This window comes from Anaerolineales bacterium (genome assembly GCA_019637805.1).
GTDB lineage: Bacteria > Chloroflexota > Anaerolineae > Anaerolineales > UBA11579 > JAMCZK01.
The window spans coordinates 456,272-470,957 of the sequence record JAHBVB010000002.1; the positions used below are offsets into that span (position 1 = coordinate 456,272).

Sequence of the window (14,686 nt, forward strand, 5' to 3'; positions counted from 1 at the left end):
CATGGCCAAGTTTAACAAACTGTCTGACGGCCGACGGGGGGCCGCCTTGGCCATTCGTGTCACGCCGCGTGCCAAGCGCAATCAGATCGTCGAAATCCTGCCGGATGACACCATCAAGATCCGCCTGACTGCGCCGCCCGTGGAGGGCAAGGCTAACGAGGCGCTGATTGCCTTCCTGGCCGAGGTGCTGGATGTGCCCCGCTCCCATATTGAGATCATCGCCGGCGACACCGGCCGCGACAAGCTGGTTACCATCATGGATCTGGACAGCGTAGAAGCGCAAGCGCGTATTTTGAAGAGGCTGCAAGTGCTGTAGTTCTTAGCGATTAGCCAACTTCTGAACCCCACAAATCCAACTGATAGACTCGCGAAGTCGAGCAAAAATGTAGGGCCGGTCTTCAGACCGGCCCGTTGCATGCTGATTCAGTCATCGCTATCAGCCCGCGTACAGAATACGCTTACAGGCGGCGCAGCGGGACAGCTCGCTGGGTGAGCGGGCGGCTTGCAGCAGCGCTGCCGAGAGTTCCATGCCGCAGGCACTGCAACTGTCGCCAGTCACCTTGGCCACCGCCATCCCGGCTTTGCTGCCTCGCAGCTGGGTGTACAGCGCCAGCGCCTCGGCCTCAACGCCGTTCAGGGCCAACTGGCGGTCGCCTGTTAGCCGCTCCACCTCAACCTGCAGTTCAGCCTGTTCAGCACCCAGGGTTTGGCTCTCGGCGCCGCGTTGGGCGATCACCGCTTCCAGGTTGGCTTGGGCGGCTTCCCGCGCGGTGCTGCGCTCTTCACTGGCCGCCAGCTTTTCCAGTTCAGCATCTTCCAGGGCGCCTAGCTGGCGGGTGAGGACTTCGGCCTCAGATTGCAGGTCTTGCAGCTCTTTGGGATTCTTTACCTTGCCGCCGTAGAGTTGGTCTTGGTTTTCCTTAAACTTGTCGCGCACAGCCTTGACGGCTTCGCCAGCCTGGCGCAATTCGTCCTCGGCGCTAAAGTTGGCATGCTGGGCTGTTTGCAGGCTTTGCTGCGCTTCACTTAATACGGAGTCCTCGGCTAGCTCGCGGGCGATCTCGGCCAGGCGGTTGTTGGCCTGGTCCAGTTGACTGTCTATTTGCTGTAAGCGGAAAAGCTTGAAAGAAGGGTTCACAGCGCTGATTATAGTGCAGGCTGGGATTAGGGTACACTTTCCGCTGATGGTGTTAGCCCGGTGATCGGTAGCTCGTCCGCACAACAACTTGAAACGGGGGAAATTCAGCCGCCGCCGGTTACTTATGGCTTTGTCGATTTGCCCATGACGCGCTTGCATTGCTTGCACTGCGGGGACGGGCCGCCCTTGATCATGGTTCCGGCGACGATTTCCAAGATCGAGAACTGGGTGGGGCTGGCCCAGTTCATGGGGCAGCGCTTTCGCGTCACTTTCTTCGAGCTTCCCGGTCATGGCCAATCCAGCCTGCTTTCGCCTGGGCCGTTCAGTTCGGCACGGCTGGCGGAGGTAGTTGGGGCCTTGGCCGATGCGCTGGGGCATTCCCGGTTTTCACTGATGGGCTTTTCCTTCGGCGGTATGCTGGCCATGGCTGCTTTGCAGCACTTGCGGCCGCGCGTCGAGCAGGTTATCCTGGCTTCGCCGGCGCTCACCTGGCGGGCTTTCACCTTCTCGCCGGCCCGCCGCCGCGGGATCCTGCGGGCAGCCCGCCTGCTGCGCCGGCCAGGCGCCCGCTCTGCCGTACTGCGCTTGGCCAAAAGCCCGGCCTTCGGCCGGGCTTTTGGCCGCTTGCTGCGTTGGTTCGGCCGCGTCGAGGGCACCATCCCCATGCGCGAAGTCTTTGCCAAGCTCACCGACAGCACACTGGAAACGCTTTCCTATCAATTCGGCGAGACGCTGGAATACGAATTCCCTGAGGCGGAGCCGCCCTTCACCCAACCGTGCTACTTTGGCATGTCCGTGCGCGACCCGCTGTTGGATTTTGAAACCACCCTGGCCGCCGCCCAGAAGCTATTCGCCAACCTGACCGTGCAGCGCTTCGACTTTCCTTACCACCAGCCGCCGCAGCCGCCCAGCTTTGCCGAGGTGAACCGGGAATATGCTAGATTGCTGGATTGGGCGGGCAACAAAAAAGCTGCTGGCACAAGCCAGCAACTTTGAGGATGGGGATTCTGGATTCGAACCAGAGCTTACTGAGTCAGAGTCAGTCGTCCTACCGCTAGACGAATCCCCAATATGTTGGCATTTTACCCTAAAATAAGCGACGCGAGTAGTGTGTGGACGGCTTAATCGAGTTGCCAAATAAGCATATCATCGAAATGTATCTCGTCACCTCCGCCCATGTAAAAGCCAACACCACCGCTAGAGATGCCATTGCTGTTTGTCTTCAAGATAAGCTTGTTATCTATATAAAATCGGAGATCAGTACCCTCAACCTCAAAGCGCATCGTATACCATTTATTTCGAAGAATGGATACACGACCATTCCCAAACAACTCGTAATTCCCATTCAGGTATTGGGCAAACTGAATATTGGTGTCGTTGCTGTTAATAAAAACATTATAGAAAGAACTGCCCGTATCAGCCCGGACGCAGAAAAATACTCCACCGCTGCGGATACGCACGCGAGCTTCAAAAGCGTAATTTTCCCATTGTGAGGTTTCAGCTAACCAGGCTTGCGGATAATTTTCAGGACCTGTGCCAACCCAGAAATAGTTGCTGCCTTCTTGTTCAATTGTCCATGTGCTGAAGTAGGTTTCCCAGCCTTGGGCTCGTCCGTCTTCAAAATCCTCCTCGTAGAGGATACTTGACAACGGGACATTCGTGGGGCTTGGGCTCGGCGTGCGAGTGGGGCGCAGCGTGTTTGTGGGTTGGGGCCGTGGTGTATCAGTGTTGGTCGGCAATTGAGTGAAAGAGGCGGTTGGCTCTGGGGCCGCCGCGGGCAGCAATGGCTGGATCAAGCCAATTGCTAACCTGACGACGAACAGCGCCACGATCGCGGTCAGAGTGATCTTAAGCCAAGTGCTCATTCGGTGCGCTCCAAGTTCCTGGGTGGTAAGCAAACAGTGTACAAATCGCCTTGGACTCGTAGGTCTGGCAGTTAATGCTAACGCTAACCAATTTGCTATCTCGAATAATCGGGCTATTTCCTAAAATAAAACAATGTCAGGTCATCACCCCACCCAATCACCCGTGGATAATAGGCTCTTAAGGACCCATCTCGAATTGAAAGATAGACCTGTCTTCGGTAGTATCCGCTGAAGACAAGATGGATACCATTGTTCGTGCTGATTTGGTCGGGCGTGATCGAATATCTACTGACCACCGCTACGTAATGACGGTTTGAGGGGTCGCCTCCCAGATCAAGACCTTTGACGATAATGGTCATGTGATTGACGTTGTCTGGGTCGGCAAAGATCTCAAAACTGGCGGGGATCGGATAGTACTCTGGTTGCGCAGCGGTAAGGTTCCATAATCCAAAATATTCAGAATATGGGGAAATTGTAGCCGTGGGAGTCTTGGTCGGACTACTTGGCGTACGAGTAGGGGCTGTGGTCTTCGTGGGATGTGGGGTGAAAGAGGGAGTTGGCTCTGAGGCCGCCGAGGGGAGGAATGGCTGAATCAGGCCAACCGCCAACCTGATGGCAAACAGGGCGACGATCGTGGTCAGAGTGATCTTAAGCCAAGTCCTCATGACGTGTTCCTGGTTAGCCTGATGGGCGTATCTTCTTCCAAGAAGCGGGCACGCTTGGCGTTTTTCGCCGCTCCTGTGGGTCCAAGGACGCGGCTTGCTGGACGGCTTGCTGCCGGGCGCGCTCGCTATTGCGTTGTGACGTGGTTGTGAAGAGCGGTTCTGCGTCTTCCGGCTTTTGGGTAACTTCTTTAGGCAGCTTGCTGCCTTGATGGAGGATTAGGGTCATGCTGTTTTTTATGCCCGCCTCTTCTAGTGAGAGGTTCTGGTTCAGTGGTTCGCCCCCCAGCGTAGTAAGCCAATATTGAAAAGGTTGTCCGTCGGCATCATTTGCGGGGCAATCCAAAAACTTCTGGATCGGCAGGATCAGTTCCCTGATTGGAATGTTTGCCCTGATCTCAAGTTCTGCAGGGTGCTTGTTGCTGCCTAAGAGGATGCCGATGATTATTTTGTTCATTAGTTATGATTTCAATCTTTGAGTAGCTTATTGGGATCTTGCTTTCCTAACACTTTCCACTCATCATACGATCCAACACTGTCGGAAGACCCCACGGCAAACTCTAAGTGCAAATGGATGCCTGTAGATCGGCCATCATTTCCCATGGTTGCTATCTCTTCCCCGGGTTTTACTTTCGTCCCCTCTTTCACACTGATGGAGTCCAGATGTGCATGGTAAGCATACAGCGACTGTCCTTTGGAAAGGCCGTACTCCTGCTCTAGTTGCTTTTGAATTTCTTTACTTTGGTTATCGTATTTATATTCCGTTATTAATGAATTCCCATATCCATAATTTATGCTGCTATCTTTGAGGGCATTTTCTCCTTCAACGGAATCTGGGGCAATAGTCCCTGCACTGACTATGCTCGTCCAGACAATGGTTCCCGGCATCATTGCAACAATTGGCAGGTTTTGGCCACCGCCACTAATGTCTACTCCTTTGTGTTTCTCTGTAACTCCACGCTCAAACTTCGCCCCTTCACCTACAGGCTTTGTTATTTCCTTTTGCCTCGCCTGAGGGAAAGGCTTTTCTATAGGTGGGGGCGCATACTTTATTTCTCCAGTAGTCTGGTCGATAGTGAAATTGGAAATGCGCGTAAGTGGAGCAATGCACTGGAGGGTCTGCCGGTTGGCTTCATCAAAGAGGGCAGCTCTGCGGTTCAACTCCTTTTGGAGTTCACTTAAACCGCCTGCCAACTGGCCCGCCCGGCTCTCCACACCCCCTAAAAGCTCCCTGATCTTTTGGGTCAATTGGCCCTCATAGACGTCATTGTTCACGCTGTTGATCAGAACCGAGATCTGGCCTGAAACCGCACGGAGATCGTCCGAGGCTTTTTGAAGGTCCCGGGCCTGCTTCCTAAGTTGCTCAGTGTTTACAACAATCTTGCTCATGTAAGTCCCTCGGCACCTTGTTGCACTCATGTTATACTAACATAACTAACACTGAGGTTAGGTGGCAAGTGCCTCAAAATGAACCAGCAAATTCACGAATCTGAAGCAACGCCCGAGGAAGTGTATGCGATTGCGCGAGAGGTTGAATACCTCGCTGATCAGGTGGACAAGATCGCCTGGCAGGTGGCGCGGGCCGGGCAGGAGTTGGATGGCGGCTGGATAGGCACGGCCAAGACGAAATTCTTTTTGGCTTTTGCCCCGCTTCCACGGGAAATTACCAGTTTCTCGAAAGATCTGAGGGGCAAAGTCACCCAAATAAAAGTGATTCGAGTGATCGTGCAAGTGGTTCGTTGGGTGGAGGACCAGTTCTAATGCCTCAATTAAGTCTTGAGCCGGAGGAGTTTGAAAAGACTTCACTAGAGTTTCGCGATGCTGCCAAACAGTTGGTTGAAATGGGGGGACGCCTGGACGAAAGAATCGAGACCTTGGCCAAAACTTGGGAGCAATCTTCGGAACACGAGCTTATTAAAATTTATAAAGAATGGCGAGTTCAGATTGGGGAATTTGCGACCAATTTGGACAAGATTGCCGAGCAGTTTGAAGCTGTGACTGAAAGTCTGTATAAGGCTGATAGCTAGTCGGAAAAAAGAAAAGGCAATCCACAAGGAAAGCTAGGAGATAAAAATGTCAGATATTCGGGTTAATCTTGACCAGATGGAATCGTCAGCGAATGATTTAATGAAGGCCAAAGCGGGTATGCATGATGGACTAAATAATCTTGATAACAAAATGAACGCGATTCGTGAAATGGTCAGTGACCGCTTGCGGACGGATATCGAATTTTTTATGGCGGTTAAAGCCAACTTGGTTAAGGAATTTCAAGAATTGGACAGACTTAAGGCCGAGCTCGATGAAGCGGTGGTCGATTTCCGTAATGCGGGTAGTGGCGGGATTTCCAAAGAATGATTTTGAGTACTCATCAAGGCAAGACTTCTTGAAGAATTTGATGAGCTGGACAGGCTTAAGGCTGAACTTGACGATGCATTGGAAGGCTATTGGGCCGCCGAGCAATTTTTCTAATCGAGAAACTAACCGGTAAACAAGAAAGGAATCTCACATATGACCGACGTTAAGCTAACAACAACTGATATCTTTGATGTGTCCAGCCAATTGACTTCAAAGGCCGAGGAGATCAGTGGCGCTACTGTGGCGGCCAATGGCCAGGTGGCTCGCATCCGCGAGATGGTCAGCCCTCGCCTGAAACGGAATATTGAAACCTGGGACCAACTGAAAGACAGTATTGACCAGGCTGTCGAAGCCCTGCGCGAAGCTTCGAAAGAGCTCCAGGCGATTGGCCAGGCCAACGAGGACGCCAACAGATAGCGAAGACGGGTCCATAAATTTGTAGTCCATGAAACAAGAGTTTGGCGTTATTGCGCCAAACTCTTGTTTGGGATTGGTGAGCCATGACATTTAACCGCCCTCCACGCGTTCAGAAGACCATCGAGAAGGAAAAAGTAAAAATTCCTTCTCCAGAAAATTTGCCTTCCAAGCCCACAATCAACTGGCTCACGGTGGGGTTACCGATCGTCGGGGTCGGGTTGGCCATCGTAGTGATGATATGGGTATCCGGCGGTGCCGGCGGAGGCCTGTCCTATGTCACTTTCCTGCCCTTTATCCTGGCTTCGGTTGTGGCTTCTGTCTTCACCTATTCCTCCCAAGTCAAGCAATACGAAAAATCGGTTGCAGAGGCCAGCGAGTTCTATTCAGCAGAACTGAAAGACACCCGCAAGGAATTGATACGCATTACTCAGGCGCAGACCGAGGTTCTTCAATACAACAACCCTGATCTGGCAGCCTGTTTTGAACTTGCCGAAAGTAGTGCTTATCGCCTTGGTGAGCGCCGTCCTGAGGATGCGGATTTCCTCAGCCTGCGCATTGGCGCGGGCAGCCTGCCTTCAGAGATCGAATTCGAAGGGCCAACCCTTACTGACCGAAAGAATGAATTGATCAGAATGGTCAAGGTCGGTGAGCAACTAAAAAAGGATTTCTCAGAACTGACAAACGTTCCGGTGGCGGTTAGTCTGCGAGAAGTGGGCAATGTGGGGATCAGCGGAAAGAGGAGCGAATGCCTGGAGGTCGCCCAGGCAATGCTGGTGCAACTGGCCACGCATCACTGGCCGGGCGAGTGCAATTTTCTGGTGTATTGCAATTCGGCGTTGAAAGTCGATTGGCGTTTCGCCGAAATACTTCCCCACAAAAGCCATTTGTTGCCCACTCCGGTGAATGAGCTTCGTAAGGAAGCCATGCTGCAACTGGAGCGAGAGATTCTAGCCAGGGAAGCGGTAGGCAAAAAACCACCTGCAACCAAAGATGCCGAGGCGGCAAAGAATTCTCTTCCCGCACTGATTGTCTTTTTTGACAATGTGTCCAGTGTTTATGATTACCCTGCGATAGTCCAGATTCTGAAAAAGGGCGCGCAATTCGGCATCTACGGTGTCTTCCTCACGGAACGATTTGAGGATAGCCCGAGCGATTGTGGCGGAGTGATCACGGTAAGCAGCACTGGCCTGAAATTCGAAAAGACTGGCCCGGAAGGAACCGCGGTACTGGATGTAACCACCGACAGCGCCAGTTCTATTGACAAGCTGCAGTTTGCTAAGTTGCTTTCAGGTGTGAATTGGAAGACAGTAGAAGATGCATCTGTACCGCCCGCGCAGATTTCTTTCTTTTCAATGTTTGGCATTAGGAAGCCCGCCGAGTTGCCGCTTGAAAAATGGTGGAATGGGCAATTTGAAAAGCCCTATGAGCAATTGGGCCGGCTTAAGGCCCTGATCGGAAAATTCTCGCCAACTGCCGATCTGGTGCTGGACCTCAGCGATAAGGACGATGCGCACGGCCCGCATGGTTTTATTGGCGGCGCAACCGGCTCCGGCAAAAGCGAATTGTTGAAGACCATTATCCTGTCTCTGGCCATAACTCATCATCCTTTTGATCTGAACTTTGCTTTGATCGACTTTAAAGGGGGCGCAGCTTTCGAGGAATTGGAGAGCTTGCCGCACGTTGTGGGGTTGATGACCGATATTGAGCACAATGAAAGTTATGCGACGCGGGTCATCCAGTCACTAACTGGAGAAGTCAATTCGCGTAAACGTATTCTGGCGCAGGCTCAATCTTCAGGCAGCTTGGAGAAAACGAACATCGCCGATTATGAGCTGTTGCCGGTTAAAACACCACTGCCGCGCCTGGTGATCATTTTTGATGAGTTTGCGGAGTTTAAAGACAGGCATCCAGAGGAATCCAAAAAACTTATCAGTATTGCCAGGGTGGGGCGCTCTCTAGGCATTCACTTGATCCTTTGCACGCAGAATCCCGGCGCGGCGGTTGATAACCAGGTGAAGCAGAACTCTCGTTTCCGCATAAGCCTGAACATGAATTCGCCTGAGGACAGCCGTGAGATCATTGGTATTCCCGATGCTTATCGGCTGCCTGCAGGCAGGGGCTATTTCCGCATCAGGCAACCCCAGTTGTTCCAAACTGCCTACGCTGGCGGGCGCTATACCGAAGGCGAGGAAGATAAAACGCAGCTGCGTGGCATTGTTGACCACATCATCCAATTCAATGAGAGGTTGAAGATCCCTACTCCGCCCAATGTTTGGGAAAAACCATTGCCCTCCAGGCTGAACCTGACCTTGCTTTATCAAAACGAGAAGATCCAAGTCAGCTGGGATGGACAAAAGTGGGCCGCTGGCAATCCGCGCTTTGCTACGATTGGATATTATGACGATCCGACGAATCAAAGGCAGCCAATGCTCCAGTTTGGCGGGCCGGATCAAAGTGCTCATTTAGTCATAATAGGTGCACCCGGCGCTGGCAAGAGTTCGGCATTGGCTGCCATAGCCTTGGATCAAGCCTATAGATATTCTCCCGAAGAAGCCAGCATCTACATCATAGACTTCGGTATGAAGAACTCGCTGAAGGCTTTGGCAAACCTGCCGCATACAGCCCGGGAGGGCGGCCTTATCTCAGGAGAAGAACATGAGCGTATTGCGCGGTTGTTCAGCATGTTGCGCTCTGAGATCGTTCATAGAAGTTCCGTGTTGCGTGGAACCAATATTAACGAATTCAACGACAAAGCGGCTAAAACAGACAAGCTTTGCAGTATTTACCTGCTTATTGATAACCTGAGTAAACAGGTAAATGAAGCTTTGCCCGGTTTCAAAGATCAACTTCTGGAAATCGTCTCTTCGGGACAGGGGTTGGGTATCCACGTAGCTATAACTGCGGGCAGTTGGGCGGGAATTCCCTACGAGATCTCAGACCTGATTGATGCCAAAGTCTCTCTGCGACAGTCTGATGACCGGCTGTATGGCGAGATCGTCGGGCCAGTGCCTAAACATTTAACCGCTACTCCGGTTGGCGAACTCAAGAACCCCGGGTGGGGTCTGGTCAACACCAATCCGGTGATGGAAGTGCAGTTGGCTTTCCCGGTTGCTGCTGAGACAGATAAAGAAGGGGAGAGCAACCTTGAAGAAGTTATCAATACAATGGCGAAGGCTTGGTCCAGGAGGCGCCCGCAGGATGTGAAGGTCTTGCCCACCCATGTGTACTCTAAAGAACTTGTGGACAACTACTTGCAGCATTCAAATGGGTCGGAGCGCGATTCACTGACCACTCCGGTTGGGCTAGGGCTTGACGGCTTGGATGAAGTCACTATCTCACTTGCGAAAGATGGGCCAGTTATATTGGTTGCCTCAACTGTTAGTGGCAAGGGCAAGACCGCATTCATTCAAACCTGGTTGTTGGAACTAGCTCGCTCCTACAGCAAAGACTTAGTCCAATTTGTGATTGTGGATTTTCATTCAAAATCATATGGTCAGTTCCGAGATCTGCCGAATGTCCGCAGATTTGTCAGTACCAGCGAGCAGATGGAAGAAGCAGTAAAAGATCTGGAAGAGGAAGTTGCGAAACGGCAAAAGAAGATCGATGCAGCCTACGCAAAATCCCCAGAGCAGTTTGATGAATATAACATCGTCAACGAATTGGGTATGGTATTGGTGGTCATTGATGATATGGCAAACTATCGAAAACGCGGATCACCAAAACAGACAGAGCTTGACAAGCTGTTCAGCATCGGCGCTGATTGCGGTTTGCGCTTACTTGCCGCCGAGAACATTGGTCAGCTTGGTTCGACATACAACTCAGTGGTTCCGCATTTGAGCAGCAGCAATTGCGGGATACTGCTGGGTGGTTCCGACGGCGTCGAGTCTTTTAACGCCAAAATGCCCTACGGCCAAAAAACTGCCAACCTGCCCCCGGGGCGTGGCTATATGATCAGCAATGGCGTTGTCAGTACCTTTCAGACCATGGCTTACTGGCCGGAGGGGGAGGACGCCAAGCAGCATCTTAAACAAAGGCTGGACGAACTGAAACCGCAGCCGGAAACTCGACCACGCCCCAAAAAGGCTAAAGTAAGTTAATACTCGCTCTGAAGGTGACCATGAACTATCAAAATAGAGCTTCTTCGACAAATCCCGCTTTGGTTGTATTCCTGATCGACATCAGCGGATCGATGGCGGCAAAGATGCCGGACGGAAGGCCACGGCATGTGGTCGTGCAGGATGCTCTGCAGGTGGCGATTTCCAAGTTGGTTCAGAACTCCTTTCAGTCTGGGCAGGTAAGACCTCGCTACAGGCTTTTGGTTTTAGCTTATTCAGAAGAGATTTGGGATATTTTTGGTGGGATTAAATACATTAGCGACGAAGAGTTCAATATTACCGAGCTGCCACCCATGACGAAGACCAATCCAGCTGCAGCCTTGGAGCATGTCAGAGAAGTATTGGCTGAAGATATTGCGAAATGGAGTGATGAACACCTGCGCTATTGCCCGGCACCGGTAGTGATTCACCTGACTGACGCGGAAGTATCAGAAAATTTTGAAGACCCCGAGCCGGTTGCCGAACAGATCAGGCAGTTGAAAGTGCCTGATGGAAATGTGTTGCTAACCAACATCTACATATCGCCATATTTGAAAATTAACGCCGAGAATTTCAGTGAGTGGGAAGGTTTTTATCCTGAAGACAGCAGTGGGGATGTGTTTGGGGATAAGTTGCTTAGGATGTCCTCCCCCTTGCCAGAGGCATATCACGAAGCACTGAAAGAAGATGGGCATGCTGGATTGAAGCCAGGCACGCTCATGTTCTACCCCGGTATAAACGCCGACTTTATTAAAGGCGGCCTTGTTGTGAGCGGCGCCAGTAGAGTTGCGGATGCTAGAGCTTATAAAGATGAGGCTGCACCTGAAAGAGGCAGAGATGTCTATCCTGAATGAAGCTGCTTGGCGGTCTGCTTGTTATCCCCCTGCAGCCGTTTAGGAGACTAACATGACAACCATTGCAATTGACCAAACTTCAAGAACACTTCCCATCCCAACCATCAAACATGGCAATTTTGAGATTCGCTATGCGTTTTATCCCAAGCTTGAGCTATTTCAGGGTGGGGAAAGAGGAGAAGATTATCTGGTATTCCGGGTTGAGGGTAACAGACTTGCTTTTGCTCTGTGTGATGGGGTTGGCGGATCTTATTACGGCAGTGTAGCTGCTCAAACAGTAGGAGAAATATTAGTTGATACTTTGTGGAAGGAGTCCTCTGTCAGTTCAGCCTCCCATGGTGGGTTAACAAAGAAACTTTTGGATGTCCTCAATGCCAGACAAAGCAAGCAGATAGCTGATACCGAGTTGCGCAGAAAGACCGAACAGTTGAGCCCAAATCTGCGCAAGCGCTTGGTGGGGCTTCAAGAACAGTCAGGTTCCCAGTCTAATTTTGTTTGTGGATTGGTAGACCTGGATGTGGAAAATTCCAATTCCATCTGGTTGCTGTGGCTCGGGGATGCCAGATTAAGGGTTTATCAACAGGGGAAGTTGCAGAGTCCGGAGTTAACTGGGGCAGGCCAGCAAGCTTGGTCCAGCCATCTTGGGGTTTTGGGTCAGATAGAAACAGCTGCCTTTAGCCTAAACCAGGTAGACCAGATCATTGCCTATTCGGATGGTTTGGACCCCGCTGCGACTCTTTTGGATCGCCCCATCAGCGATGGGGATCTAACCAAGGCCATTAGTGACTCCCAGCAGGAAAAGGATGATGATGTTTCTTTTCTGGAGATTAGACTCCTGAAAAATAATTATCAATCTTTGGATGAGCTTGCACCTCGAATCCGCAGCCTGTTGAATCAGCCGCCGGAAGCAAAAAAGAAGACCCATAAAACTGGACAAACCGCTGAATTGGGTGAAGCGAGTCAACTCGGGGTAAAGGAGAACATCGGCAAGAAGAACAAGCCACTTCAATGGGTGTTTGGCGCAATTGCAATGGCGCTTTCTCTTGGTCTTGGCTTGGTGCTGGGTGGCAGACCCGCCATTTACTCTATCACTCAAGGAGACAGCCATCGTACAGCAATTGCACAAACATCAAGCGCGATGATCGAGAACATAGTGGCGACTCTATCCACACTCTCATCGATTGAAGTGCAGGCTGCACAGTCTACGATGCAAGCGGACATCGAAGCAGCCGTCGGGTTTACCCTGGATGCCGCCTCAGCGGAGCAGAGTCAAACCGAAACGCTTACGCCTACGGGAACTGCAGAGACAACGCCCGCTGTGGAAGCTGAAAACACTGCCACGCCAGAAAGCGAGGATTGAGAATGTCAGCAACAAAGAAGACGACTGTGCATAAGGGCCTTCCGAAGCCAGTCAAACACGATCGTATATTGAAGTACCTGGGTTACTTTGTGGCTGGCGGCGTGCTGCTTGCCTTGCTGATACTCTTGTTCAAGGATTCCCTCGCTTTAATTTCCGCCGGATTGAGGCAAGGGGGCAATTTTATGTATCTGCAAATTGTGGTCGGTGGTTTGATCTCTATTCTCGTGGCTGCCATCCAAGTCGGCGTTTTTAGGCAGCGAGTAAAATCTCGGCAGCTTTTATTTGTCGGCTTGGCGGGTGCCGGGGGTCTTTTGGGAGGACTTGTCGCTGGCTGGCTACTGGATAGCTACATAATTGTTGATGGGTTTTCTACAGGTGCAATTGTTGGCGGGGTTATGGGTCTCGTTGCTGGATATACTCAAACATTACTAATGAGCCGAGAGAGAAGTGTCTCAACGTGGGTTACCTATAATTCTCTTAGTTCGGCAATCATCTACGCCGTCGGCTGGCAAATCGGGTGGGGCTATGATGCGAGCAAATTTGCAGCCGGGGCCTTTTTTGTAATGCTCGGTGCTGGCCTTGCCTTAGTCGTTTTCCTCAACAATTTTCAGCAAGATTTAGAATTTTCCTAATTGGTGGTCATAACTTGAGTCAGTTTGATCCCACGCCAGACACTAAACTCCTGATTGATGGAGAAGAATATGCTTTTACACAGCAGCGCGGAGTTGTCTACGCAGAAATCGGCAAAGCAGCCAAGACCTTTCGAATAAAGAATTCAGAGGGAGCGTTTTTTGCTCTTAAGGTCTTCTTTCCCGGCTTCCGGGGCGCCCGTTTGCTCAACAACAATCATAAGATTAAGCAACTGTCGCAAATACAGGGGTTGCGTATTGCTCAACGCAAGATTTTGGCGAAGTCTAAATATCGTCAATTGATTGAAGAACATGGCGCCCTTGAAAACAGTATCCTTATGCCTTGGGTAGAAGGACAAGCATGGGCCAATTTTCTGGACAGTAAGATTGCATTTTCCCGAGAGGAAAGCTTGCAATTAGCGAAATCGCTGGCTACTTTGCTGGCTAATTTCGAGGGGCAAGGGATAGCTCATTGTGATTTATCCAGCAAGAATATTGTGTTTAAAGGCAAGGGAGAGGACATTCAATTTGTCGACATTGAGGAAATATATAGTGATGGGTTTGTTCCACCTAGCGCAGATCGAATGCCAGCGGGCAGCCCAGGTTATTCGCCGGGTTGGATTCGCAAGTATGGACTGTGGCAAAGGGAGGCTGATCGCTTTGCAGGAGCTATTCTCTTGGCAGAGATTCTTGCTTGGTCAGATGGCGAAGTCCGCTCTTCTTCTGCCGGAGAGACATTTTTCTACGCCGATGAAGTAGGTGGGACGAAAACGAGCCACCGGTTTACCCTCATCAGGAATAGGCTTAACGCGCTAAGCAAAAAGTTGGAGAAGTTGTTTGTCCAGACTTGGTCGGCTTCGAAGATTGAAAGATGTGCTTCATTAGCTAGTTGGCACCATGCGATCCAAGATTTGGATAAAAGTTCTACAAATTTACCAAAACCGCAGACATCTGCGGTCTCGCAGAAACCAACTCTGCAAGTTTCACCAACCATGATTGATTTTGGTACAGTCGATTCTAGAAAGAAAGGGCAAATTGCAAATGCGGTAAGTATTTTAATTAGGAATACGGGGCATGAGAAAGTAGAGGTCAAGTTAACTCGACCAAACTGGATACTACTTTCTGAGACCCAGATCAGCTTAGGGCCCGGAGAATCCCAGGAGATTCAGTTGTATTTATTGGACAACATGCCCACTCCGGCAAAGGGTGATTACTATCATTTCGTGAAAGGCCTTGTTATTGATAGCAATGGGGGTAATTGGGTATTGGGTGGAAAGTACCAAATTAAGAGAGGCTTTTTCTAGAGGATTCG

15 protein-coding genes and 1 tRNA gene are annotated in these 14,686 nt (G+C 51.0%); 11 read left to right on the forward strand and 5 right to left on the reverse strand.

Features of this window, described 5'->3' with window-relative positions; genetic code table 11:
* Position 1: 1 nt before the first annotated feature.
* Positions 2-316, forward strand: a complete 315-nt coding sequence (locus KF885_07910; protein ID MBX3049083.1) for a DUF167 domain-containing protein — start codon at positions 2-4, stop codon at positions 314-316.
* Positions 317-436: 120 nt separating this feature from the next.
* Here KF885_07910 and KF885_07915 read toward each other — a convergent pair whose 3' ends face one another.
* Complete coding sequence (locus tag KF885_07915) at positions 437-1,138, reverse strand: hypothetical protein (GenBank protein MBX3049084.1); 702 nt, start codon at positions 1,136-1,138, stop codon at positions 437-439.
* 144 nt (positions 1,139-1,282) lie between these two features.
* On the opposite strand from KF885_07915, the gene KF885_07920 reads away from it, so the two are divergent.
* Positions 1,283-2,134: an alpha/beta hydrolase gene (locus tag KF885_07920; protein ID MBX3049085.1), complete on the forward strand. Its 852-nt coding sequence runs from the start codon at positions 1,283-1,285 to the stop codon at positions 2,132-2,134.
* 2 nt (positions 2,135-2,136) lie between these two features.
* Here the strand turns inward: KF885_07920 and KF885_07925 are convergent.
* The 4 genes from KF885_07925 to KF885_07940 form a co-directional block, all read right to left on the reverse strand.
* Positions 2,137-2,207 (reverse strand) — tRNA-Gln (locus KF885_07925).
* A 52-nt stretch (positions 2,208-2,259) separates the two neighbouring features.
* Entirely contained in the window at positions 2,260-3,003 is a 744-nt protein-coding gene (locus tag KF885_07930; GenBank protein ID MBX3049086.1) for a hypothetical protein, read from the reverse strand.
* A gap of 678 nt (positions 3,004-3,681) precedes the next feature.
* A complete protein-coding gene (locus KF885_07935) occupies positions 3,682-4,122 on the reverse strand; it encodes an EsaB/YukD family protein (protein ID MBX3049087.1) in 441 nt (146 codons plus the stop codon).
* 11 nt (positions 4,123-4,133) lie between these two features.
* Complete coding sequence (locus tag KF885_07940) at positions 4,134-5,054, reverse strand: M23 family metallopeptidase (protein MBX3049088.1); 921 nt, start codon at positions 5,052-5,054, stop codon at positions 4,134-4,136.
* A gap of 78 nt (positions 5,055-5,132) precedes the next feature.
* Between KF885_07940 and KF885_07945 the strand changes: the two genes are divergently transcribed.
* The 9 genes from KF885_07945 (at position 5,133) to KF885_07985 (ending at position 14,678) form a co-directional block, all read left to right on the forward strand.
* Complete coding sequence (locus KF885_07945) at positions 5,133-5,426, forward strand: hypothetical protein (GenBank protein ID MBX3049089.1); 294 nt, start codon at positions 5,133-5,135, stop codon at positions 5,424-5,426.
* Positions 5,426-5,692: a WXG100 family type VII secretion target gene (locus tag KF885_07950; protein ID MBX3049090.1), complete on the forward strand. Its 267-nt coding sequence runs from the start codon at positions 5,426-5,428 to the stop codon at positions 5,690-5,692. The genes KF885_07945 and KF885_07950 overlap by 1 nt, the downstream gene beginning before the upstream one ends.
* Positions 5,693-5,738: 46 nt before the next feature.
* Entirely contained in the window at positions 5,739-6,020 is a 282-nt protein-coding gene (locus KF885_07955; GenBank protein ID MBX3049091.1) for a hypothetical protein, read from the forward strand.
* 153 nt (positions 6,021-6,173) lie between these two features.
* Complete coding sequence (locus KF885_07960) at positions 6,174-6,437, forward strand: hypothetical protein (GenBank protein ID MBX3049092.1); 264 nt, start codon at positions 6,174-6,176, stop codon at positions 6,435-6,437.
* 83 nt (positions 6,438-6,520) lie between these two features.
* Positions 6,521-10,534, forward strand: coding sequence for a hypothetical protein (locus KF885_07965; protein MBX3049093.1), 4,014 nt, complete (start codon positions 6,521-6,523; stop codon positions 10,532-10,534).
* A gap of 20 nt (positions 10,535-10,554) precedes the next feature.
* The gene (locus KF885_07970; GenBank protein ID MBX3049094.1) at positions 10,555-11,385 is read left to right on the forward strand and encodes a VWA domain-containing protein; all 831 of its coding nucleotides are present in this window, start codon (positions 10,555-10,557) and stop codon (positions 11,383-11,385) included.
* Positions 11,386-11,437: 52 nt separating this feature from the next.
* Entirely contained in the window at positions 11,438-12,745 is a 1,308-nt protein-coding gene (locus KF885_07975; protein ID MBX3049095.1) for a hypothetical protein, read from the forward strand.
* 2 nt (positions 12,746-12,747) lie between these two features.
* The gene (locus tag KF885_07980; GenBank protein ID MBX3049096.1) at positions 12,748-13,377 is read left to right on the forward strand and encodes a hypothetical protein; all 630 of its coding nucleotides are present in this window, start codon (positions 12,748-12,750) and stop codon (positions 13,375-13,377) included.
* Positions 13,378-13,391: 14 nt separating this feature from the next.
* Positions 13,392-14,678, forward strand: coding sequence for a hypothetical protein (locus KF885_07985; protein ID MBX3049097.1), 1,287 nt, complete (start codon positions 13,392-13,394; stop codon positions 14,676-14,678).
* Positions 14,679-14,686: the final 8 nt, after the last annotated feature.

Coding starts and splice junctions, on each gene's coding strand:
- KF885_07910 (MBX3049083.1), top strand. CDS start 2: ATGGCCAAGTTTAACAAACTGTCTGACGGCCGACGGGGGGCCGCCTTG.
- KF885_07920 (MBX3049085.1), top strand. CDS start 1,283: ATGACGCGCTTGCATTGCTTGCACTGCGGGGACGGGCCGCCCTTGATC.
- KF885_07930 (MBX3049086.1), bottom strand. CDS start 3,003: ATGAGCACTTGGCTTAAGATCACTCTGACCGCGATCGTGGCGCTGTTC.
- KF885_07935 (MBX3049087.1), bottom strand. CDS start 4,122: ATGAACAAAATAATCATCGGCATCCTCTTAGGCAGCAACAAGCACCCT.
- KF885_07940 (MBX3049088.1), bottom strand. CDS start 5,054: ATGAGCAAGATTGTTGTAAACACTGAGCAACTTAGGAAGCAGGCCCGG.
- KF885_07945 (MBX3049089.1), top strand. CDS start 5,133: ATGAACCAGCAAATTCACGAATCTGAAGCAACGCCCGAGGAAGTGTAT.
- KF885_07950 (MBX3049090.1), top strand. CDS start 5,426: ATGCCTCAATTAAGTCTTGAGCCGGAGGAGTTTGAAAAGACTTCACTA.
- KF885_07955 (MBX3049091.1), top strand. CDS start 5,739: ATGTCAGATATTCGGGTTAATCTTGACCAGATGGAATCGTCAGCGAAT.
- KF885_07960 (MBX3049092.1), top strand. CDS start 6,174: ATGACCGACGTTAAGCTAACAACAACTGATATCTTTGATGTGTCCAGC.
- KF885_07965 (MBX3049093.1), top strand. CDS start 6,521: ATGACATTTAACCGCCCTCCACGCGTTCAGAAGACCATCGAGAAGGAA.
- KF885_07970 (MBX3049094.1), top strand. CDS start 10,555: ATGAACTATCAAAATAGAGCTTCTTCGACAAATCCCGCTTTGGTTGTA.
- KF885_07975 (MBX3049095.1), top strand. CDS start 11,438: ATGACAACCATTGCAATTGACCAAACTTCAAGAACACTTCCCATCCCA.
- KF885_07980 (MBX3049096.1), top strand. CDS start 12,748: ATGTCAGCAACAAAGAAGACGACTGTGCATAAGGGCCTTCCGAAGCCA.